Below are 22,157 nucleotides of genomic sequence, written 5' to 3'. Positions count from 1 at the left end.
TTGCGGTGTTGGCGTTTAGAGGGTTTGCCATGCAAATTTGGGTTGGCCTAGGAAATCCCGGACCGCAGTATGCGATGCACCGGCACAACGTGGGCTTCATCGTCTGCGATCTGCTGGCCGACATGTATGATTTTGGTCCCGTCCAGAAGAAGTTCTCAGGCTGGACGCAGGAAGGCCGGATTGGCGGGGAAAAAATCCTGCTGCTGAAACCGGCGACCTTCATGAACGAAAGCGGGCGCAGCGTCGGGGAGGCCTTGCGGTTCTACAAACTGCCGGTCGAAGCCCTGACGGTCTTTCATGACGAGCTTGATCTGGAACCGTTCAAGATCAAAGTGAAGCACGGCGGCGGCCATGCTGGCCACAACGGCCTGCGATCCATTGACCAGCATTGCGGTGCGGATTTCCGCCGAGTGCGCATCGGCATAGGTCATCCGGGCCACAAGGACCGCGTTCACAATTATGTGCTGGGAAATTATGCCAAGTCGGAAATGGATGGTCTGGCCAATATGCTCGGCGCGATTGGCGGCGAAGCAGAATGGCTGGCAAAAGGCGATGACGCCCGGTTCATGAGCAATATTGCACTGCGGATGCAGGACAGTGCCGACTAACCGCGTGCAGCCAGTTGCGCCAGTTCGCGGTCGATCGGCTGCGCATCGGAGCGCGTAGCAATCGGCCGTATGACACTGCGCGCCTGGCTGTGCTCGCCCAATTCGATCAGAATGCGTGCAAACACCCGCGCATAGGCGGCGTTGTCCGGATAGCGGCGATTGAGCGGCGCAATCTGTGCCCGGGCCAATTCCAATTGCCCCAGTTCCAGCAGCGCCTGACCATATAATCCCCGTGCGTTGTCATGTTCTGCCGCTGCGCTTTCGTGTTCCTGCAGCAGGTCACGCGCAGCTTGCCAGTTGCCCTCGTATGCCTGGAGGCTGGCCGTCAGATAGATAAATTCTATGTCTTGCGGGTATGCCGTTCGGCCGCGCTGGATAAGGTCGGGGATCAAGTCGATGCGGCCCAGCCTGTCCAGTTCGGCAATCGCGCCAAGCAGCGCGGGGCGGTCTGTCGGCGATAGATCAAGAATGGCCAGATATGCGCGCGCTGCCAGATTGGGTTGCCCGTCGAGCTGCGCCAGCCTTGCAGATACAAATAGTGTTTCGATACTGCCGGGCGACAATTGCTGCGCCTGACCGACAGCAAATCGCGCTGCGTCTGCGTTGCCGCGTGAAAGGTGATGATTGGCCGCTGCGACGAAAAGCTTGCGCTTGTCACCATCTGCGCTCCGGCCGCTGACGAATGCTGCCTCGGCTGCGGGGACATTCCCGGCCATGTTGGCGGCAAGTGCGCGCAGTCGCCAGCTTTCAGCACTATCTTCCCCTTCCAACACGGCGACAGCCAAGGCGTGGTCTCCTGTCTGAAGCAAGGCCTCGGCCTCGATCAGCTTGGCATCGACGGGGAGCGTTCCGGCATTCTCCAGCCGCTCCAACGTGGCCGGGACATCTGCCCCCAGCCCCATTGCCAACTGGATCCGGGCGAGCAATTCAAGCGCTGCGGTGTCGGAGGTGTTCACCTGCAGTGCGCGCAAGACCTCTTCGCGGGCAGCATGATAATCCTGCGCCTCAAACGCTTCCCGCGCTTGCTCCATCGGATCAGGCGCGATCAGCGAGCACGCGCCCAGACCACCGGTCAGCAAGCCAGCAACCGCCAAAGCAGTGAGTATTCTCGACTTCATTGCGCGGCCTTAATATGCAAACCGCAAATAAACGGTGAAACGTCGGTCGTTTTTACAGTGCGGGGCTGAAAAATGCACCGTTAACCACAGAAATGGCGCAAATCATGGACTGGCGCGGTTATTGCTTACCAAGACGATAACTCGTTTTGTTTGGAATGATCATGATTATGAAGAAATTTGCGACCGGCTTTGCACTGATGATGAGTATGGCGATTGCCGTTCCGGCGCTTGCCGATCCGATCACGCTGGACGCGGGCGACGTTGGCACGACATTCCAGATCGACCTTAACGGCTTTTCCGGCAGCAATACGAACACGGTTGATGGTCTCGCCAGTACGCTGACCTTCACTCTCGATAGCGTCACCAGCGATCGATATGATTTCTCTTATGTGGTTGCCAACACGACTGGCAGCGGCGTTACGTCGAACATCTCCAGCTTTGCTTTCAATGTTGATCCGGACATCACCGGTGCGGCAGTGAACGGAGCTTACCAGTTCGCTTTCGTAGCTGACGGGAATGGCAGTGACCCCAGCTATCCAAACCAGATCGGCGCAGTCGATGTTTGCTTCAAAGCCAGCAACAGCGGTTCGTGCTCCAACAGTGGCGGAGTATCGCAAGGGAATACCGGAACCGGCTCTCTTTCGTTGCTGTTTGGTGCCGATGCGCCGCAGATCACACTGAGCGACTTCTTTGTGCGCTATCAGGGCATCACAGGTGCAGGCGGTGTCACTTCAGCGACGGGAGAGTCGACGACTTCTACCACAACTGGCGGATCGACCAGCGGAACCCCTGTTCCAGAGCCCGGCATTCTTGGCTTGCTTGGTCTCGCGCTTGCCTCGCTTTGCTTCATGCGCCGGCGCCGCCAGTTTGGCGATGCCCACGTGGGGCAACCGGCTTTCGCCTAAGGCAAACAAGCGACTTTCAATCTACGCGAAAGGGCGCCGTCCTCCACGGGACGGCGCCTTTTCTGTTCGTCAACAACGCGATTGCTGTCAGCCGCCTTTCGCTTCTGCCAGATGTCGGGCGATAACCGCATTGTCCGGCGCAGCATTGGCCGCACGTTCCAGCAGCAGCAAACCGCGTGACCGGTCCCTTCCGGATTCGACCAGAAGCCACCCCAGCGTGTCCATGACAGAGGCATTTTCGGGTGCCAATCCAAGGGCTGTTTCTGCAATTTGCACTGCATCAGCGGTGTTTCCTGCCCGGCTGTGCGCGAAGGCAAGATTGTTCAGGACCATGGCGTTGGAATTGCCCGTCCAGCTTCGCAACTGTTCATAGGCGTCGATTGCAGCGCGCCAGTTTTCCTCCCGCAAGGCACTGTCCCCTTCTGCAAGGAGCGTGGCGAGCCGTTCAGCCGGCGATGCCTGTGCCATAGCTGTGCTGGCCTGATCGGCGCGGCCCGCCTGTCTGGCCGCCGTTCGGTACAGGGCCACGTCCTGCGACGTACCCCGGGCGCTGATCGCCAGCGGACGGATAGTTTCAAAGGCTGCCGCGCCATCGCTGGTTGCGAGCTGTGCGCGTGCCAGCATTCGCCGGACTTCTGCATTGGCAGGTGAGCGCCGCAGCAGTGCGCCGAGACGGGGCAGTGCTTGCTCCGTGAGGTCAAGTTCGACAAGCGCGCGCGAATACAACAGTTGCTGACGCGCATCGTCGCGTCCTTCGATAGGCTGCAAGGTTTGCCGAACCGCGGTCCAGTCGCCATCTTCGGCAAAGAGTCGCGCCTGCAAATACAGGACTTCGGGATCGCCGGGTGTGCGCCTTGCCATGTCCGAAACAAGGGGCCGTGCCTCCTCCAGCCGGCCCAGATCGCCAAGGATCCCGACCTGACCGAGCAACGCGCCGCGGCTTTCCGGCCACGTGCGCGCTGCCTGCTGGAAAAACCCGAGCGCGCCTGGGAGTGCCCCTCTTGCCTGGGCAATACGCGCGCTCGCCAGCAGTGGATCAAGCCCGGTCGGCGAAGCACGCAGTGCAGCTGTTGCAAGTCGCTGCGCAGCATCGGCATCACCGGCTTGCAGCATAAACAAGGCATAATCCGATTGCAGCCGCGCCTTGTCTCCCGGCAAGGACAGCCCGGCTTCGAATGCCGCCTGTGCTGCACGAGGATCAGCCAGCCCGATATGGGCCAGTGCTTCGATGCGGCGACCTTCGGCGCTTTGCAGGCGCTCGCCAAGGGCCAGGGCGGCTTCAAAATTTTCGCGCAGCAAGTTCGCTTCTGCCATCAGCGCGGCGTGATCTTCTGGCAAGGCACCGAGGTTTTCCAACCGCGCAAGAGTGGATGCAGCGCCCTCCCCGTCGCCAAGCTGCAATTGCGTGCGCGCCATCAGGGCAAGCGCGCCGGTATCGTTGGCATTTTCCTGCAACACGCTGGCAAGATCGAGCCTGGCAACCGAAAAGCGGTTTTCCGCAAATGCCGTTTCGGCGCGGTCCATCCGCTCTTCCGGCGAAAGTCCGCAAGCGGTCAAGGCAAGGGTGAGTGCTGACGCCAATAGGGCACGGGCGAGGTTTTTCATCTGTACAGCTATAGCCCAAGCCGGTTGCGAAGCCGTTTACGCGCAGTTTCGTCTCAGGTGCTTTCGGGCACTGGCAAAACCGTCCGCTGGCAGCTAAGGGGCGCGCAACGCAAATTTGCGCTCGTTCAATTGACCAAAGGTAACTGATCCATGGGATTCCGCTGCGGGATCGTCGGCCTGCCCAATGTCGGCAAGTCCACCCTCTTCAACGCTCTTACGGAAACGCAGGCCGCGCAGGCTGCGAACTATCCGTTCTGCACGATTGAGCCCAACGTCGGGCAGGTCGCAGTGCCGGATGAACGGCTCGACAAGATTGCCGCGATCGCCAAGAGCGCGAAGATCATCCCCACACAGCTTGGCTTTGTCGACATCGCCGGCCTTGTGAAGGGCGCGAGTGCGGGTGAAGGATTGGGCAACCAGTTCCTCGGTAATATCCGCGAGGTTGATGCTATTGTGCACGTGCTGCGTTGCTTTGAAGATGACGATATCCAGCACGTTTCCAACAAGGTAGACCCGATCGCCGATGCGGAGGTGGTGGAAACCGAACTGATGCTGTCCGATCTGGAAAGCCTCGAAAAGCGTGTTGATAACGCCGCCAAGCGTGCGACCGCTGGCGACAAGGAAGCCAAGGCGCTTGCTAGTGTGCTCGGTCAGGCGCTGGCCTTGCTGCGCGATGGCAAGCCTGCCCGCCTTACCGAACCAAAGGATGATGAAGAGGCTCGCCTGTTGGAACAGGCGCAGCTGCTAACCGCCAAGCCGGTGCTGTATGTCTGCAACGTTGCAGAAGACGAAGCAGCGAAAGGGAATGCCTTGTCAGAACTCGTGTTCGCCAAGGCCGCATCCGAAGGCGCGCAGGCGGTTGTCGTATCTGCCGCCATCGAATCAGAACTTGTGCAAATGCCCCCAGAAGATCGCGCCGAATTCCTGACTGAGCTGGGTCTGGAGGAAAGCGGCCTCGCACGTGTTATTCGTGCTGGATATCAGCTGCTTGGCCTGAAGACATTCTTCACCGCCGGTCCGAAAGAATCGCGAGCCTGGACTTTCCCCGATGGCGCTCTCGCTCCGCAGGCGGCAGGCGAAATCCACACCGATTTCGAGAAGGGCTTCATTCGGGCAGAGACGATTGCTTACGAGGATTATGTCAGCCTGGGCGGCGAGAACGCTGCGAAGGATGCCGGAAAGCTGCGTCAGGAAGGCAAGGAATATGTCGTCCAGGACGGCGACGTGCTGATGTTCAAGTTCAACGTGTAGCGGGCGCCTGCCCCGTTTTTCGCCTGAACAGCTTGCGGAAAGGCGTTACCAGTGCTGCCGCAAGCACCAGCAATGCAATGCCGATTGGCTGCGCCAGCTTTAACAGTAGCGCCAGAACGCCAACGTTCTTGGCGACTGCTACGCCGGCACCCGTTGCCACCAGTCCGGCGACGCCATAACCTGCGACCATATCGCGGTTCTCATCGAAGTCGGTGTAGCGCGCGCCGGGGTTGAAACTGGCACGGCGTGATAGGGCGATGGCCCCTGCGCGGATTTCAGCCAATTGATCCATTTCTCCAACGGCATTCATGCTCAATACGCCGTACCGCCCCAACAGCCGCAGATCGTAGTGCAATGTATGCTGTCCGCCGTCGAAAAAACGCAGTTCGCGCGCCCATGAAACTGTGTTGGCGACGCTGTCATGCTGCGGCTCCTGCGCCCAGCCCATCACTTGCACTTGCGCAAAGCCATTAGCGCGGCGCTGCGCGTTAAGTTCCCGCGTATCGGCCTGCATTTGCGCGAGCAGACCGTCATAGTCTGCGCCGCGCGCATCATCGCTCGCGACCCAGCCTATCGGTTCCCAAGTGATGATTGCGCCCCATGATCGCTGATCTGGCGTGGCATTCGCGGGCATGATGATGCCGAGCACGCCTTCAGCTTCGGACGGCGGATTACCCCACATGTTCACGAGTATATTGTGCGCATCCGAAGGGCCGTAGAATCGATAATCCGAGCCAAGGTCGATCACCGCGTCCGCTTCCGTCAGCGCAATCCGGCCTGTCTCTGGCGAAAGAGAGCTGGCATCGCCGCCGGAAGGCTGCGCGTTGGCTGGTGCAATGATCAGCACAAGTGCAAGGAAGGCGATTATCAGGCGTCGCATAATGCGCGGCCTAGCGGGTAAAGTTTACCGTTCGGTGCATATGCACAAACACCGGTCCGGCAGGCAAGAAAACGGCGCGGAAAGCGATGAGCCTTCCGCGCCGGAATTCGTCTGTTGCCGTGCCCGGCGTCCAGTTGTTTACATCGCCATCATCTGATCGACATAAACCGACCACAGCTTTGCAATTGCGGTTCGTGGGCCCGTAACCTGAGCGAAATGCTCTTTTGCCTCTGTGTACTTGCCCTGCATGGCCTGAGCGATACCGATGCGCGTATGCGCGGTATTAGCGTTCATTCCGCGCTCCAGTGCGAGCTGGAAGAATCGTTCTGCCTGAACGTAATCTTCCAGTGAATAAAGCACATCACCGGTTGCCAAAGCATCCAGGGCATCGCCGGTCTCGCCCTCTCTGATGTAGGTTGCAATCTGGCGGCGGTCTGTTGCGGCACGCGGCGTCGCGATATCGCGGACTTCGATGTAATAGGCATCGCCTGCGTCGAACTGGCCGGCAGCCAGACCAGCCTGAAGCACACGGACCACTTCCGAACCCATGATGCGCGGATCAAGGTCTTCAATATACGAAACGAACTCGCGGCGAGTGGTCATCGCGTTGTTGGCCAGTGCCAGGCGGGAAAGGTCGATACGGGCTGGCGCGTCGAGCTCGTTCAGAGCAGCGATGACCTGCATGGAATTAATCCAGTTCTGCTGTGTCGGGTAAGCGCGCAGCAGCATTTCGGAAACGCTCGTCGCTTCCGAACCCAGATTGCCATCGTAAGAATCCTGCAATCCGCGAAGCAGCCACCGTTCTGGTATGCTCTGGCCAGCCGCCATACGCTCTGCCGCAAGGTTTACGACATAGGCTACTGCTGCCGGAGCATTCTCTTCGGAAGAATAGCTCTGCATATAGAGATATTCCGGATCGTTGGACGAATTGTCGTCATTGTCGACATATCCGTTTGCCAAAGCTGCGGTGACGGCTGACCGGACAGCGGGGTAATCGCCTGCGTTAAAGGCAAAGTTGGCGACGTAATAATGAAACTGCCCAAGCTGATCTGCCGGCACCTTGCCGCTGGCGATCATGATTTCGATCCCACGGCGACGAAGGACGTCATCATTGGTGTTCTGGCCGATCATCAGTGCGAGGTTACCCGCAGCCATACGGTCATCAGCAGTCGTTGCTGCAGCCAGAACGGTTTCGATCTGGGCTCGGGCACCGGCATGGTCAGGCGTTTCACCCTGGGTCATTGCAGCTACGGGCTGATAAGCTGCCACGAAAGCTGGGGAATAATCCTGGTCCTGCGCGTAGGCAGAAGGTGCGAACGCAGCTGTGCTGAATGCGGCACCACCCGCCAGAGCGATGGCCAAAGCAAAATTCGAGGATTTCCGGCGAGCGGAACGGAAGGCGGCAAACATTGATATTCTCTCCTGAAAAACTTCTTATGGCAGCCATTGCTGCCGCGTCGTTCGAAGGCGGTTTAGTGTTTCAACGCCCGAGATTGCAAATCTGTCCTACAAAAATGTCGCTGAATGGCGTTTTAACGTAAATGTAAAACAATCTGGCGCGCGCGCCGCCGGTGTTTGGCATTGGCAATGCCCCTTTGTGTGGAAAAGCCCGATTTTCTCCCCATCTGATCGGAGTAAAAACTGGCACTCCCTCCTCCGTTCCCCTAGGTTTTGGGGGTAAATAAAACAGCTACGGATACCCCCATTTTGTGAGCGACGAGACCGATAATCTCACGCCGCCAGCGGCACCTGAAGTTTTTGGACGCATCGACATCGTCGATGAGATGAAAACCAGCTATCTTGATTACGCGATGAGCGTGATCGTCAGCCGTGCGCTGCCTGATGTGCGCGATGGTTTGAAGCCGGTGCACCGCCGCATTCTGTATGCCGCACAGGTTGGCGGATACACCTCGAACAAGCCTTACCGCAAATCGGCGAAAATCGTCGGTGAAGTCATGGGTAGCTATCACCCGCATGGTGACAGCGCCATTTACGATGCGCTCGCCCGGATGGTGCAGCCCTGGTCGCTGCGCCTGCCGCTGATCGATGGTCAGGGCAACTTCGGCAGCATGGATCCCGATCCGCCTGCCGCCATGCGTTACACCGAAAGCCGTCTGGCGAAGGCCGCAGATTCGCTGCTGGCTGACCTCGACAAGGATACGGTCGATTTCGTCGACAATTATGATGGTTCCGAGAAAGAGCCGTCAGTCCTTCCCGCCCGCTATCCCAACCTTCTGGTCAATGGCGCTGGCGGCATCGCTGTGGGTATGGCGACCAATATTCCGCCGCACAATCTGGGCGAAGTGATCGATGCCTGTTTCGCCTATATGGACGATCCTGGCATCACGTCCGAACAGCTGCACGAGATTATTCCGGGTCCGGATTTCCCGACCGCGCCGCTGATACTGGGCAAGGCCGGCGCGCGCTCTGCATACACCACGGGCCGTGGTTCTGTAATGATGCGCAGCCGCCATGAAATTGAAGTCGGCCGCGGTGACCGCGAGAGCATCGTGCTGACGGCTATTCCCTATCAGGTCGGCAAGGCCGGTCTGGTCGAGAAGATCGCCGATGCCGCCAAGGAGAAGCGGATCGAGGGCATTTCCGATATCCGCGACGAATCGAGCCGCGCCGGTGTGCGTGTTGTTATCGATCTGAAGCGCGATGCCACGCCCGAAGTGGTGCTTAACCAGTTGTGGCGGCACACCCCTGCCCAATCGAGCTTTCCCGCCAATATGCTCGCCATTCGCGGCGGTCGGCCCGAAACGCTGGCGCTGCGCGATTTCATCCAGGCCTTTATCAATTTCCGCGAAGAGGTCATCACCCGTCGCACCAAGTTTGAACTGAACAAGGCGCGTGATCGTGCGCATATCTTGCTCGGGCTGGTGGTTGCCGTGTCCAATCTGGACGAAGTCGTGGTGATGATCCGCAGCTCCTCCAATCCGCAAATTGCGCGGGCAAAGCTGCTGGAGAAAAAATGGCCCATCGGCGACATCGCGCAATATATCGCGCTGGTCGAAGCGATCGAGCCGAGTGATACCGAGGAAGGCGGCACTTACCAGCTTTCCGAACGGCAAGTTCGCGCCATTCTGGAATTGCGTCTTCACCGCCTGACCGCGCTTGGCCGCGATGAAATCGGCGGCGAGTTGCAGGAACTGGCTGACAAGATCGAATACTACCTCTCTCTGCTGGGCGACCGCATCAAGCTTTACGAAGTGATGCGCGAAGAATTGCAGGACGTGCGCGACCAGTTCGCCACGCCGCGCCTTTCCGAAATCGCGCCTGCGTGGGACGGACTGGATGATGAAGACCTGATCGAGCGTGAGGAAATGGTCGTTACGGTCACCCATGGCGGATATATCAAGCGGACGCCGCTTGAAGCGTTTCGCGCCCAGCGTCACGGCGGCAAGGGCCGTTCCAGCATGGCGACGAAAGACGAAGATGCCGTTGTCGAAATGTTCGTCACCAGCACGCACAATCCTGTGCTGTTCTTCACGAACACGGGCCGGGTTTACCGCCTGAAAGTGTGGAAATTGCCCGAGGGCAGCCCCACGACCAAGGGTCGCCCGATGGTCAATCTTCTGCCGCTTGGCGACGGCGAACGCGTAACAAATGTATTGCCGCTGCCCGAGGACGAAGCCGACTGGGCTGCACTCAATATCGTTTTTGCGACAGAACAAGGCATGGTGCGCCGCAATTCGATGGATGCGTTCACCAATGTCCCCACGGCAGGCAAATATGCGATGGGCTTTGTCGAAGACAGCGGTGACCGCCTTATCGGCGTGCGCTTGCTTTCGGAAGAGCAGGAGATTTTCCTCGCCTCTGATTCCGGCAAGGCCATCCGCTTCGCTGCTACGGATGCGCGTGAAACCAAAAGCCGTACCGGTATCGGTGTGCGCGGGATGGCGCTCAAGGACGGCGCGAAGGTCGTCAGCATGGCTGTGCTCAACCGGCTTGATGCCGATATGGAGACGCGCGAGGCATATCTTCGTGCGGCCGGATGGAAGAACAATGATGCGGAAGCCACTCTGCCCGCAGATCAGTTACAAGCCATGCATGATGGCGAGGAGTTTCTCCTTACGATCACGGCCAACGGCTATGGCAAGATCTCATCGGCCTATGAATACCGTACGATTGGACGCGGTGGTCAGGGCCTGACCAATATCGGCACGCCAGGCAGTGATCCGGATCGCAACGGCCCGGTTGTCGCCAGCTTCCCCGTTCGCCACGGTATGCAGTTGATGCTGGTGACAGACCGCGCAAAGCTGATCCGCCTGCCGATCAATTTCCGTCACATGACGGAAGGTGGCTTCGAAAACCATGAAGGATGGGCGGTCTATGGCCGGACATCGTCCGGCATCCGGATTTTCGACGTTGCAAAGGGAGAACACATCGTAGGTGCCGCGCGTATCGACGAGGATGAAAGCCCGGAAAACGAAGCGGAGGAACTGGTGGTCGAGGAAATGCTGCATCGCCGCGCCGGCGGTGATGAAACTGCGCCAGAAACTACACCGCAATCGGATAGCGATATGACCGAGGAGCGGGACGCGGATTAAGCGCTAAACTGCGCAGCTGAACCCAGTTCCTTAAGGTATTGGATGCCATAGCGGGTCTCACCACTGGAGACCTTTCATGAAGTTTGTATCGCTCAAGTCGCGCGGCGGAAATTACCTTGTTGTCGCTCAGAATATCGCGTGGCTACGGACAGACGAAAATGGCCAGACCAAGGTCGGGATCGTGGGATCTACGCCGCTGCTGGTCGAAGGCAATATCGATGATATTGCAGCACAGGTTGGCGGAGAATAGCCGCAGATTGCGGCCTAGTTCACACCGCCAGGTACAACGCGCAATTCAGGATCGCGTTTGCGCAGCGTGGTAATTACCCCAACCGCCAGCAGGAACTGGCCAAGGTAATAGATCGGCCAGACCAGATATTCCGGTATCGGGCTGCCTGATAACGGCCCCAGCCCTGCGAAGATCAGCAAATCTGAAATGACAAACAGGATCGCGCCTGCGGCCACACGCATGCGCGGAAAATCGCTTGCCCATGCGCCTGCGGCCATTCCGCCCAATGCCAGAGCATACAACGCGACTGGCAATGACAGGTTTTGATCGTACGGCAGGAAATACGCAGCGAAGGGTGTGCCCAGCAACAACCCGATGAATACAAGGCTTTCGCCGCTTTCCAGCGGTGGGCGACGATGGCGAAGGAGCATGGTGATGGTAATCACATGCGCCACGAAGAACGCCGCCCCGCCAGCAATCAGGCCGAATTCGATGGCCATGTCACCTATTGCGGCCGCGACCAGTGCAGCTGCCAGCAGATGCGCTGACTTCGATGAATGACGCAACCAGCAATAAAGTGCGAGGAAACCCACCGCGCTGCCCTTGATCGGCACGAGGTAGAATTCAGGCAGATCGCTTGCCCTAAGATAGTAGAAGGCGAGAGCGGCAATGACGCTCAGCACAAGGTAGGGACGTTTATCAGCAAGAGCGAGGCGTGACATGCCGATAGACCTAATCGTCACACAGCATTTGCGCCAGCGCCCAATCACACTTATCTGCCGCATCATTATGGAAATACTGGCATGACACATCAGGTTCACATCATCGGCGGCGGCCTTGCCGGAAGCGAAGCCGCCTGGCAGCTGGCCCAGCGCGGGGTCCGCGTCAAATTGTCCGAAATGCGCGGCGGCGGCGGATCAAACGATGCCCATCAGACCGACGGTTTGGCGGAGCTGGTGTGTTCCAATTCCTTCCGATCTGACGATGATGAGAAGAATGCCGTGGGTCTTCTGCATCACGAAATGCGGCGGCTTGATTCTATTATCATGCGTGCAGGCGAAATGGCGCGGGTTCCGGCAGGCAGCGCCATGGCCGTGGACCGCGATCTGTTTAGTGCAGAGGTGCAAAAGGCGCTGGAAGGGCATCCGAATATCGAAATCGTGCGCGAAGTGGTGGAGGTGCTGCCCGCAGAGGGCATGACCATTGTCGCCACGGGCCCGCTTACCGCCGCAGCGCTGGCGGACAGCATTATCAAAGTGACCGGCGAAGACAGGCTCGCCTTTTTCGACGCGATTGCGCCGATCGTTTACCGCGACAGTATCGACATGGACAAGGCGTGGATCCAGTCCCGCTGGAACAAGACCACTTCTGCCTCCAACGAAGGCGGCGATTACATCAATTGCCCGATGACGAAGGAGGAATACCTCGCCTTCCATCAGGGTCTGATGGATGCCGAGAAGGGTGAATTCAAAGAATGGGAAGCCAATACGCCGTATTTCGATGGCTGCATGCCGATCGAGGTGATGGCAGAGCGCGGGTGGGAAACCCTGCGCTATGGCCCGATGAAAGGTGTCGGCCTGGATGATCCGCGCACCGCTTGTGAGGAATTTCCGGATGGCCGCTGGCCCTATGCTGTCGTGCAGCTGCGGCAGGACAACAAACTTGGCACGCTGTGGAACATGGTCGGTTTCCAGACGAAGATGAAATATGGCGCGCAAGTTGAGCTGTTCCGGACCATTCCAGGATTGGAAAATGCGGAATTTGCCCGGCTTGGCGGAATGCACCGCAACACATTCCTGAACTCGCCTGAACTGCTGGACCGGCAATTGCGACTGAAACAGGCGCCGCATATCCGTTTTGCCGGGCAAGTCACCGGCTGCGAGGGTTATGTCGAAAGCAGTGCAGTCGGGCTGATGGCGGGCATGATGGCGGCCGCGGAGTTGGCGGGCGAGGCGTGGAGCCCCCCACCCCGTACGTCAGCTATGGGCGCGTTGCTTAGCCACATTACCGGCGATGCCGAGGCTGCCAGCTTTCAACCGATGAATGTCAATTTCGGGCTGTTCCCTCCTTTGCACGAAGTGAAGAAGAAGGAACGGAAAGAAGCCTATACGAACCGTGCGAAGGCGGATTTCGGCACCTGGCTGGATGGGTTGCAGGCCGTTCCTGCCTGATCCTAGCAGTTGCAGCGCGGGCTTGGCGCGCGGCGGGCTGGCGCACTGGTTGCAAATTCTGCCGCAGTCAGCTCTTCATCGCCATTACCGTCCATTTCGTCGAAACGGGATGCGGTGGTGACAGCCCATTCCTCGAACGTCAGCAAATTGTTGCCGTCGGCATCCAGATCGCGGAAGGCATTGGTGCGCGTGGAGAGCATTTCGTTGCGGGTGATCTTCAAATCGCGGTTACGGTCATAACGGAAGAACCGTCGCTGTTCGCGGGTAAGTTCGCTCGCCTCGGGAGGTGCAGGGCCTTCCATCGCACCGACATCGGCGGTCGGCAGAGCATTGGGGTCTTCGGCTTCCCTGGCCATGGTATCAGGGTCTGGCGGCGGGGCGGCCTGCTCCACCTGCGCCCTGCCCTGCATCCAGAACAGTCCTAGTGCTGCGAGCACCAAAGCACCGAAAGCGCCCAACAAAATCCGATTCACCGTGCGTCTCCTTAGCTCACCACTCTACGCTACCGCCCGGTGATGCCAACCCTCATAGCGAGGGCCATTGCCCCGCCGCCGTCCAGCAGATGCGGACGGTTATCCTTAAGCGCCCGCCGCGACAGTGCGTGGAGCACTGCCAGTGGGCGAAGTTTGCGCGGCAGCATTATATGCTCCCAGTTTTCCTTGGCGCAAAGATCACGGGCCAGATCGGCTTCCTCGCCTTGCGAAAGGTTCTGGCTGAGATCGAGAAGCGAAGCTTCTTTGGCCGCCCGTTCAATCGGAGCGTTTGTGCCGGTTTCTAAAAGACCATCCGCGAGCGCGGACCATGCCATCGACCGGCCGCGGCAAAATATTGTGATTGCGCTGCGATCCAGCACTTCGGAAAGGAGCACTTCCCAACCATCTACCAATGCGACCAGGCGTGAGACGTCACCGGACCAATCCTGCAATCGGGCCAGCAAAGGCTCTCCAAGCGGCCAGTTCTCAGGTTCGCTGCCGAGCCTGTCCCGCCACCACGCGAGTTTCATCTGCGCAATAATTGCCTCACCATCGCCGCGCACAATTCCGGCCAGTCGCGCGTCCAGCGCCAGCAGTGCCAGTATGTCGGGTTTTGCAGAGGCGGGCGCGTAGCTCAGCGCAAGCCGATGTGAGAGCGGCAGAGTATCGAGCAGCGATTCGTCCATGCCGCCGCCGGTGCCCTGCACACCTGCCTCCCGTCAAGCGGCAAGGTAATTTCCGGCCCTGATGCCAGCCGAATTACGATCTGAGTAACTTTTCCCTGCCAACACAAATGGCGCAACGCCTTGGGTGTGATGGTGAAAGGCCTGTTAACCTTCCTGCTTTAGAGAATGCTTACTACGCGGCCGCTATTTCCCTTCGGTTATATCAGAAGACTTGTAACAGACAGGCATCATTATGATCACCAGGATCCGTCGAAACATTGCTCGTATGACCGGTTGTTCCAGCGGGAACGCCACGCTTCTTGTCGCATTGGGGATGCCAGTTCTCATCGGCGGCGCAGGTCTCGGTGTTGATGTCACGCAGTGGTACATGTGGAAACGCGAATTGCAGTTCGCGGTCGATCAGGCGGCGATAGCCGGAGCCTGGGCGCGCGCTGAAAGCGATACGGAAATGACGTATCAGCTTCGTGCAACGCAGGAATTCAACGCCAACCTTTCCGCTACCGACGATTTCAACGCGGACCCTTCAGTGCAACTCGCCGATTACGCAGGCGGGTCGCTAAATTCGGTTGCCGTGTCCGCTACAGCATCAAAAGCCCTTCCCTTCTCCAGCTTTCTGACTGGAGGAGATACGGTAATCTACGCCTATGCGCAGGCGAGCTTCGAAGAAGGTACGACCTTCACCAGTTGCCTGATCGCGCTGGATGACGACGATGAAGGTGCAATTACTCTGGGTGGTAACTCCATCCTGACAGCAAGCTGCGGCCTTGCCGCCCTGTCGACCGATGAACTGGCTATCAAGGTCAACGGAAGCCCAACCGTCAGCGCGGGGTGGATTCTTTCCGCCGGCGGCGTTGATCAATGGTTGAAGGACAACACCGACGATATCATCCTTGAAAACGTGGAAGGCATGTATGACCCGTTTGAAGAGCTGAACCCGCCAAATCCAACCGAGACACAGGTTGCCCGCAATTACAGCTGTTCTGCGGAGCCGACTTTCAAGACAGCCGATGTCAGCACGCGTACGGTTACATCGTATGACTATTTCCAGGGTTCGACCCAGCGTAATGCGGTCGGCTGGAGCAACTCGCAGGACAACAGCAAAGAGAACACCGATCTGACGGTCAATGCCGATGATCAATCCGTGCCTAGCACGACTGTCGAAGGCATGGTGGAATCCAGCACTGTGTCGTGGACGAAGCTGGGCGGAAGTGGTCAGAATACGAAGTGGGAACGCAAGACTGAAACGGTCTACACCACCTATTCAGACATCCAGACCGAAGGCGGCGCGCAGGCGGGCAGTGTCCGTCCCGGAACATACAGCAGCATACATATCGGCTGCGACACGGCCTTTGCACCTGGCGTTTACAACATTGTTGGCGGCGGGTTGAAGATTACAGGTCAGTATGAAGTCACCGGCTCTGCCGTCATGTTCGTACTGTATGATGGTGCCTACATCGATATCGCTGGCGGCGCCGACATCAACCTTACGGCCATGCAGGCATCCGACCTTATGGGTGTGGGCGTAGGCGCAGAGGAGGCAAACCGTCTCGCCGGAATGCTGGTATTCGAGGACCGCGATTCTCCGGGCAGTGGCCAAACGAAGCTGAACGGCAATGCGAGCACAATCCTCAACGGGACCTTGTATTTCCCTGTCAGCGAGGTGTCCTTTGCGGGCACGGTGGGCGTAACAAGCCAGTGCCTCATGATCGCGGCGAACAATATCACCATTACCGGCACGACGAATATGGAAACCTTCTGTCCGGCGGGCTCTTCCGAAGAAACAACTGTCGTGTCGACGGCTGCGAAAGTGCGGTTGGTCGCATGATGTCCCGCCTCGCCCGAATCGCGCAGATCCGCCGTAATGAAGATGGATCAATGGCAATCGAAACCGCCTTTGTTGCGCCGATCCTGCTGGTGCTTGCCTTGGGCGGCTTTGAAGTCAGCACGATGATCGCGCGCCAGACAGAATTGCAGAGCGCTGCGGCAGAAGCTGCCGCGGTGGTTCGGGCGGTCATTCCCGAAACCGAGGCAGAACGAACAACCGTGCACGATATTCTCGTCACTTCGGCGGGCCTGACTGACGAGCAGGTGACGATCAGCGAAGTTTATCGCTGCGGCACATCGGCAAATTATGTCACGAATGCCGACAGCTGCGGTAGCGGCACCGAATACAAATTCATCAAGGTGGATCTGACCGACACATATTCCCCGATCTGGACGAAGTTCGGGATCACATCGGGTTTTGATTACAACATCAGCCGCACGGTACAGATCGGATGATTATGCAAAAGCTTCTTGCCCGCCTCCGCCAAGACGCCTCCGGCGTTGCTGCGATTGAATTTGCGCTGATTGGCCCGGCTTTTCTCGTCATGATGCTTGGCGTGCTGCAGGTCGGCCTGGGATTGCAGAGCTATAACGCGTTGCGCAGCCTTTCTGCCGACGTGGCGCGCTACTCCGTTGTACAATATCAGACCGGCAACGATATTTCGAATTCGCAGATCCGATCGTGGACGCGCAACCATGCAAGAGGCGCGCCTTACTTGCTCGATCCGGATCGCCTTGGCGTGACTGTGGCCGATGCGGGCACGCAGCGCGTGGCGGGTGCAAAGGAACTGCGCCTTACGGTTACATACCAAATCACCAGCGTGCTGGAATTCATCGATATTGAAGGCCCCACACTCGATTTTGCACGCCCGGTCTTCCTGATCGACGAATGATCCCGGTACATAGTCCGGCTGCGTAACCCGCGCTTGCCGCGGGTTTTGCTGTGTGTTGTTTTCAAAATCACTGTCGAAGTGTGCTGGCGCAATAAAGGCCGGTACCCCTCGCTTCTCTCGCGTTTCCCAAGACTTGCATGATCAGGGCAGACTTAACCATAATACCTGGTCGTTCCCTCAGTTGATCTACCCATCACGACATCGGGATGATCTGGGGCGGACGGCCAATGTCTCCTGCGGCATTGGGGGATTTGCGCGTTTCACGCTGATCCAGGCCCTGCCGAAAAGAATGAAGTTCTTAACCAAACCCGTTTGCACTTATATCATGCCCCGCCCCTATCGACGGCGCTATGATAACGCCAACCCCTTCCAATACTTCACCGCAAGATCGTTTTCTGTCCCGATTAAGCCGGGACAAATCAGGCAACGTAATCGCCATGATTGCAGCATCGCTCTTCCCCCTGATGGCACTTATCGGGGGCGGAATTGATATGGGGCGCGGCTACCTTGCGCAGTCACGCCTGCAACAGGCGTGTGATGCCGGTACGCTGGCCGCTCGCAAGCGGTTGGGCAGCAGCGTTGCAGTAGACGGCATTGTCCCGGCGGATGTGGCCGAAACAGGCCGGCGTTTCTTCAATATCAACTTCCGCGATGGCGCCTATGGCACCGAAAACCGCACCTTCACCATGGCGTTGGAGAATGATTACAGCCTGACCGCCGTGGCAACTGTGGACGTGCCGACGACTTTGATGGCTGTATTTGGATACACTGAAATGCCGGTCGAGGTGTCTTGCGGTTCTATCCAGAGCTTCAACAATCTCGACATCATGATGGTGGTCGATACGACCGGATCCATGCGGCATACCAATGCTGGCGATACGCTTTCACGGCTGGAATCATTGAAGCAGGTGATCCGCGATTTTTACACAACGATCGATGCAAACAAGGCGCCCAATACCGAAATCCGGTATGGTTTCGTGCCCTATGCCACGAATGTGAATGTGGGGCACTTGCTGTCAGATGACTGGATCGTGGACGCCTGGACCTATCAGGGTCGCGAAGACACCGGCATCCGGGTTCCGTCTGAAGAGATAAGCTATACCTACTATCGCAATTGGCAGGATGTGTCGGGTACGCGCGATGAATGGGCAGTTTCGTCATCCTATGCGGCGACATTCAACCCATCACCCAACCCGGACGAGCCAGGCACGTATACCTGCGAAGGAACCCAACCAGCAAATTCGTGGTCAACCCAGAACGTCGATGACGAGGCGTCTGAAAGAACGGAGGTACAGGCTGAACCTCCCGCAATTCTCAGAATTGTCGACGGCCAGAAAACGCACAATGGCACGCGTTATCGGACCGTTCGCAATGGCGATACGTGCAATATAGAGGCAAGCACTGACTCCGGCTACGTGCAGAGTTACGAGAAGGTTCAGGTGATCCCCTCGATCGAGCGAACGATGTGGCGTTACAAGCCGATCACGCATGACGTGAGCAGTTGGCGTAGCGAACAGGACGGATGCATCGAAGAGCGTGATACGTATCCGATTGACGATTTTGACAACGTGGATTTTAGCCGTGCGCTAGATCTGGATATCGATTTAATTCCCGATGCGGGCAATCCGTCAACGCAGTGGCGGCCGCGCTATCCTGAGGAAATCTACGTTCGGCAGATCAAAACCGATGGAACCGGCACCTTCGCGACCCAGGCGAAAACAACCTCGGATGAATATGTCTCCAGCGGAACCTGGTGGTTTTCCGATTGCCCTCCGGCGGCGCAGCGCCTGGCGCAATTGTCTTCTGCAGAACTCGATACCTATCTGGATACGCTGGTCCCTTACGGCGCAACCTATCATGACATCGGCATGATTTGGGGTGGAAGGCTTCTATCACCCACAGGGTTATTTGCCGCCGACAATGCAGACACAATTGGTCGCACGCGGGGCAGGCACATGATCTGGCTGACCGATGGCCAGACGGAGCCTTACGATCTCGCCTATGGCGTTTACGGAATAGACGGGCTGGACCAGCGCCGCTGGCAGCCAGGTGGCAGCACATCGCTATCGCAAACTGTAGAACAGCGGTTTGGTGTTGCCTGTGAACAGGTGAAGAATCGCAACATCACCGTTTGGGTGGTGGCATTCGGCACGGTCTTAAACCCGATCATGGAAGAATGTGGCGGCCCGGGCCGGACGTTTCAGGCATCCAATGCAGACGAACTGGGCGACGTCTTCCAGGAAATCGCCAGCTCCATGAGCGAATTGAGAATATCACGATGATACGCTCCCTCTGCTCCTCGATCGCTCGCGATGAAACCGGTGCGACTATTGTGGAATTCGCACTTATTGCGCCAGTTCTGCTGATGACGCTGATGGGATTGTTTGATTTTTCGTACAACATCTATGCTGAATCCATGATCGAAGGTGCGGTGCAAAAGGCAGCGCGCTTCTCCACAGTTGAAAGCTACGCGAACAATCCTGCCGCGCTGGATACCAAGGTAGCAGGTGCCGTTCGAAAGGTGGTCCCGTCTGCCGACGTCGGTTTTGTGCGGACTGCCTACTCGGACTATTCCGATATCGGACGTGCTGAAGCATTTACCGACACGAATGCGGACGGTGTGTGCAACGCCAACGAACCGTTTGAAGATTTGAACGGCAATGGTCTGTGGGACCCCACCCGTGCTCGGGAAGACACGAACGGAGCGCGCGATACCGTGATGTATGAAGTGAATGCGACCTATGATCGCAAGTTTCCTTTGGCCGAACTGATCGGCTTTGAGGACACTGTAACTGTTTCCGCGCGGACAATCTTGCGGAACCAGCCTTTCTCTATCCAGGACAACGAGCCGATTGTCGGGAATTGCGCATGATCACGAAAGTCGCCTCCAACATGCGCCGCCTGTGCCGGGAAACTTCCGGCGTCGCCATGACCGAATTCGCTCTCACGCTGCCGTTTCTGCTGGGCGTGGGCCTCATGGGGCTGGAGACGGCAAACCGTGCACTGGTCCAGATGCAGGTATCGCAGTTGGCCGTCCAGATTGCGGACAATGCGTCACGCATCGGCGACACATCACTTCTGGAAAATCGGAAGATTTACGAAGCTGACATCAATGATCTGTTTTACGGCGCTCATTTGCAAAGCAGCGCGGCGCTGGACATCTTTTCGCATGGCCGCGTGATCCTAAGCAGCCAGCAAGTTGTTGCCGGAACCACAGACCAGCAATACATCGAATGGCAGCGGTGCATGGGCACGAAGCAATATGACAGCAGCTACGGCCAAGAAGGCGACGGACTTGCCGGTAATTTCGCCGGCATGGGCCCCGCGGGCGAAGAGGTCCTCGCCTTTGAGGACGATGCCGTGATGTTTGTCGAAGTAGCGTATGACTACCAGCCGATAGTCGGGGATGCCCTGAGCTTTGGCACCCATGAAATCACGGCCATTGCCAGTTTCAATGTACGCGACGACCGCGACCTCACGCAGATTTACCAACGCGATCCGTCGGCGCCCGATGATGTTGCCCGGTGCAACATCTATCAAGGATCCAGCCTCGCCCTGGAGCAACCAGCAACCTAGTCTGCGTAACACACCTTCTTGCAAGCAGCCACGACGCGGGCCTTGTCGATCAGCGCGAGCTTTTCGAGATTGGCGGCATAGGGCAGCGGCACGTCTTCATTGCACACGCGCAGCACCGGCGCATCGAGATGGTCGAAACCTTCTTCCATGCAAATCGCCACAATTTCCGACGCGATAGAGCATGTTGGCCAGCCTTCTTCTGCCACCACGACGCGGTTCGTCTTTGCCAGTGACGTAAGCACAGCTTCCTTGTCGAGCGGACGCAGGGTGCGCAAATCGATCACTTCGGCTTCGATGCCTTGCTCCGCCAGTTCATCGGCGGCCTGCAAGGAAATCCCGACAGCGATCGAGTAGGTCACGATCGTTACATCAGAGCCTTCCCGCATGATCCGTGCCTTGCCAATCGGCAGGACATGGTCGTCCAGCTGGGCGACTTCGAAGCTTTGGCCGTAGATCAATTCGTTTTCCAGGAAGACCACGGGATCTTCGCTACGGATGGCGGCCTTCATCAGGCCCTTTGCATCCTGCGCATCATACGGCGCAATAACGATCAGCCCGGGAACGCTGGCGTACCAAGGACCGTAATTCTGGCTGTGCTGCGCGCCCACGCGGCTTGCCGCGCCATTCGGACCGCGGAACACGATGGGGCAACGCATCTGTCCGCCAGACATGTAGTTGGTCTTGGCGGCGGAATTGATGATGTGGTCAATCGCCTGCATGGCGAAATTGAATGTCATGAATTCCACGATCGGCCGAAGTCCGCCCATCGCGGCACCGGTACCGATACCGGCGAACCCGTATTCGGTAATCGGCGTGTCGATCACCCGCTTCGGGCCGAATTCATCGAGCAGGCCCTGCGTAACCTTGTACGCGCCCTGATACTCGGCGACTTCCTCGCCCATAATGAACACGCGGTCATCGCGGCGCATTTCTTCGGCCATACCGTCACGCAAGGCTTCACGCACTGTGAGCTTGACCATGTTGGTGCCCGCGGGAATTGCCGGATCATCGGCGCGCGCAGCAGGCTGTGGCTTGGTGACTTCAGCTTCGCTGGCATCCTGGCCAACGTCCTTGCCTTCACCCGGAACGTCCTTCACTTCATCCGAAGCGGCAGGCGCTGCGATATCGGATGCGTCTTCACCCTCGCCCATCAATACGGCGATGACGGTGCCGACTTTCACTTCTTCGGTACCTTCGGCGATAAGGATCTTGCCGACGGTACCTTCATCGATAGATTCAAATTCCATCGTGGCCTTATCGGTTTCGATTTCCGCCAGCACGTCTCCGGCAGCAACAGTGTCGCCTTCCTTGACCAGCCATTTGGCGAGTGTGCCTTCTTCCATGGTGGGCGAGAGGGCAGGCATCTTCAGTTCAATAGCCATGGC

General features: G+C 58.0%; 20 protein-coding genes. 12 read left to right on the top strand and 8 right to left on the bottom strand.

The genetic code is table 11. From position 1 onward, the window contains the following. Nucleotides 1-29: 29 nt before the first annotated feature. Nucleotides 30-608, top strand: coding sequence for an aminoacyl-tRNA hydrolase (gene pth / locus AB731_RS06940; RefSeq protein ID WP_047093736.1), 579 nt, complete (start codon nucleotides 30-32; stop codon nucleotides 606-608). Here pth and AB731_RS06935 read toward each other — a convergent pair. After that, nucleotides 605-1,726, bottom strand: a complete 1,122-nt coding sequence (locus AB731_RS06935) for a tetratricopeptide repeat protein (protein WP_047310202.1) — start codon at nucleotides 1,724-1,726, stop codon at nucleotides 605-607. The two genes, pth and AB731_RS06935, sit on opposite strands and share 4 nt — an antisense overlap. Nucleotides 1,727-1,887: 161 nt before the next feature. Between AB731_RS06935 and AB731_RS06930 the strand changes: the two genes are divergently transcribed. Continuing rightward, the gene (locus AB731_RS06930; protein ID WP_047093945.1) at nucleotides 1,888-2,631 is read left to right on the top strand and encodes a cistern family PEP-CTERM protein; all 744 of its coding nucleotides are present in this window, start codon (nucleotides 1,888-1,890) and stop codon (nucleotides 2,629-2,631) included. 87 nt (nucleotides 2,632-2,718) lie between these two features. Here AB731_RS06930 and AB731_RS06925 read toward each other — a convergent pair whose 3' ends face one another. Beyond that, nucleotides 2,719-4,236, bottom strand: coding sequence for a tetratricopeptide repeat protein (locus AB731_RS06925; protein WP_047093738.1), 1,518 nt, complete (start codon nucleotides 4,234-4,236; stop codon nucleotides 2,719-2,721). A 150-nt stretch (nucleotides 4,237-4,386) separates the two neighbouring features. On the opposite strand from AB731_RS06925, the gene ychF reads away from it, so the two are divergent. After that, the gene (ychF, locus tag AB731_RS06920; protein WP_047093739.1) at nucleotides 4,387-5,487 is read left to right on the top strand and encodes a redox-regulated ATPase YchF; all 1,101 of its coding nucleotides are present in this window, start codon (nucleotides 4,387-4,389) and stop codon (nucleotides 5,485-5,487) included. Here the strand turns inward: ychF and AB731_RS06915 are convergent. Together AB731_RS06915 and AB731_RS06910 are read right to left on the bottom strand one after the other, a co-directional pair. Further along, on the bottom strand, nucleotides 5,477-6,367 hold the full coding sequence (locus AB731_RS06915; RefSeq protein ID WP_047093740.1) for a DUF2167 domain-containing protein: 891 nt from the start codon (nucleotides 6,365-6,367) through the stop codon (nucleotides 5,477-5,479). The two genes, ychF and AB731_RS06915, sit on opposite strands and share 11 nt — an antisense overlap. A 138-nt stretch (nucleotides 6,368-6,505) precedes the next feature. Then, nucleotides 6,506-7,777, bottom strand: coding sequence for a tetratricopeptide repeat protein (locus AB731_RS06910; RefSeq protein ID WP_047093741.1), 1,272 nt, complete (start codon nucleotides 7,775-7,777; stop codon nucleotides 6,506-6,508). Between the two features lie 299 nt (nucleotides 7,778-8,076). Here AB731_RS06910 and gyrA point away from each other — a divergent pair, with 299 nt between their 5' ends. Both gyrA and AB731_RS14120 read left to right on the top strand, forming a co-directional pair. Further along, nucleotides 8,077-10,920, top strand: a complete 2,844-nt coding sequence (gene gyrA / locus AB731_RS06905) for a DNA gyrase subunit A (RefSeq protein WP_047093742.1) — start codon at nucleotides 8,077-8,079, stop codon at nucleotides 10,918-10,920. A gap of 76 nt (nucleotides 10,921-10,996) precedes the next feature. Continuing rightward, complete coding sequence (locus AB731_RS14120; protein WP_164474694.1) at nucleotides 10,997-11,170, top strand: hypothetical protein; 174 nt, start codon at nucleotides 10,997-10,999, stop codon at nucleotides 11,168-11,170. Nucleotides 11,171-11,184: 14 nt separating this feature from the next. On the opposite strand, the gene AB731_RS06900 is transcribed toward AB731_RS14120, so the two are convergent. Continuing rightward, nucleotides 11,185-11,871 carry a lysoplasmalogenase family protein gene (locus AB731_RS06900; protein WP_047093743.1) on the bottom strand — a complete coding sequence of 229 codons (687 nt, stop codon included), beginning with the start codon at nucleotides 11,869-11,871 and terminating at the stop codon, nucleotides 11,185-11,187. 81 nt (nucleotides 11,872-11,952) lie between these two features. On the opposite strand from AB731_RS06900, the gene trmFO reads away from it, so the two are divergent. Beyond that, nucleotides 11,953-13,320, top strand: coding sequence for a methylenetetrahydrofolate--tRNA-(uracil(54)-C(5))-methyltransferase (FADH(2)-oxidizing) TrmFO (gene trmFO / locus AB731_RS06895; protein ID WP_047093744.1), 1,368 nt, complete (start codon nucleotides 11,953-11,955; stop codon nucleotides 13,318-13,320). A gap of 2 nt (nucleotides 13,321-13,322) precedes the next feature. On the opposite strand, the gene AB731_RS06890 is transcribed toward trmFO, so the two are convergent. Both AB731_RS06890 and AB731_RS06885 read right to left on the bottom strand, forming a co-directional pair. Next, complete coding sequence (locus tag AB731_RS06890) at nucleotides 13,323-13,793, bottom strand: EF-hand domain-containing protein (RefSeq protein WP_047093745.1); 471 nt, start codon at nucleotides 13,791-13,793, stop codon at nucleotides 13,323-13,325. A 29-nt stretch (nucleotides 13,794-13,822) separates the two neighbouring features. Continuing rightward, complete coding sequence (locus AB731_RS06885) at nucleotides 13,823-14,479, bottom strand: hypothetical protein (protein WP_047093946.1); 657 nt, start codon at nucleotides 14,477-14,479, stop codon at nucleotides 13,823-13,825. Between the two features lie 232 nt (nucleotides 14,480-14,711). Here AB731_RS06885 and AB731_RS13650 point away from each other — a divergent pair, with 232 nt between their 5' ends. From AB731_RS13650 to AB731_RS06855, 6 genes are all read left to right on the top strand, one after another. Continuing rightward, the gene (locus tag AB731_RS13650; protein WP_082126410.1) at nucleotides 14,712-16,304 is read left to right on the top strand and encodes a pilus assembly protein TadG-related protein; all 1,593 of its coding nucleotides are present in this window, start codon (nucleotides 14,712-14,714) and stop codon (nucleotides 16,302-16,304) included. Then, nucleotides 16,301-16,759 (top strand): TadE/TadG family type IV pilus assembly protein, encoded by a 459-nt coding sequence (locus AB731_RS06875; protein ID WP_047310201.1) that lies wholly within the window; start codon nucleotides 16,301-16,303, stop codon nucleotides 16,757-16,759. Before AB731_RS13650 ends, AB731_RS06875 begins: the two co-directional genes overlap by 4 nt. A gap of 2 nt (nucleotides 16,760-16,761) precedes the next feature. Next, nucleotides 16,762-17,196 (top strand): TadE/TadG family type IV pilus assembly protein, encoded by a 435-nt coding sequence (locus AB731_RS06870; protein WP_197076219.1) that lies wholly within the window; start codon nucleotides 16,762-16,764, stop codon nucleotides 17,194-17,196. A 350-nt stretch (nucleotides 17,197-17,546) separates the two neighbouring features. Continuing rightward, nucleotides 17,547-19,478 carry a pilus assembly protein gene (locus AB731_RS06865; RefSeq protein ID WP_082126409.1) on the top strand — a complete coding sequence of 644 codons (1,932 nt, stop codon included), beginning with the start codon at nucleotides 17,547-17,549 and terminating at the stop codon, nucleotides 19,476-19,478. After that, a complete protein-coding gene (locus AB731_RS06860) occupies nucleotides 19,475-20,068 on the top strand; it encodes a TadE/TadG family type IV pilus assembly protein (RefSeq protein WP_047093749.1) in 594 nt (197 codons plus the stop codon). Before AB731_RS06865 ends, AB731_RS06860 begins: the two co-directional genes overlap by 4 nt. Beyond that, entirely contained in the window at nucleotides 20,065-20,772 is a 708-nt protein-coding gene (locus AB731_RS06855) for a TadE/TadG family type IV pilus assembly protein (protein WP_047093750.1), read from the top strand. The genes AB731_RS06860 and AB731_RS06855 overlap by 4 nt, the downstream gene beginning before the upstream one ends. Here AB731_RS06855 and AB731_RS06850 read toward each other — a convergent pair. Then, nucleotides 20,769-22,154, bottom strand: a complete 1,386-nt coding sequence (locus tag AB731_RS06850) for a pyruvate dehydrogenase complex E1 component subunit beta (protein WP_047093751.1) — start codon at nucleotides 22,152-22,154, stop codon at nucleotides 20,769-20,771. The two genes, AB731_RS06855 and AB731_RS06850, sit on opposite strands and share 4 nt — an antisense overlap. Nucleotides 22,155-22,157: the final 3 nt, after the last annotated feature.

This window comes from Aurantiacibacter marinus (genome assembly GCF_001021555.1).
Lineage (GTDB): Bacteria > Pseudomonadota > Alphaproteobacteria > Sphingomonadales > Sphingomonadaceae > Alteraurantiacibacter > Alteraurantiacibacter marinus.
Note: the sequence above shows the minus strand (reverse complement) of the source record. Positions and strands in the feature narration are given on the sequence as shown.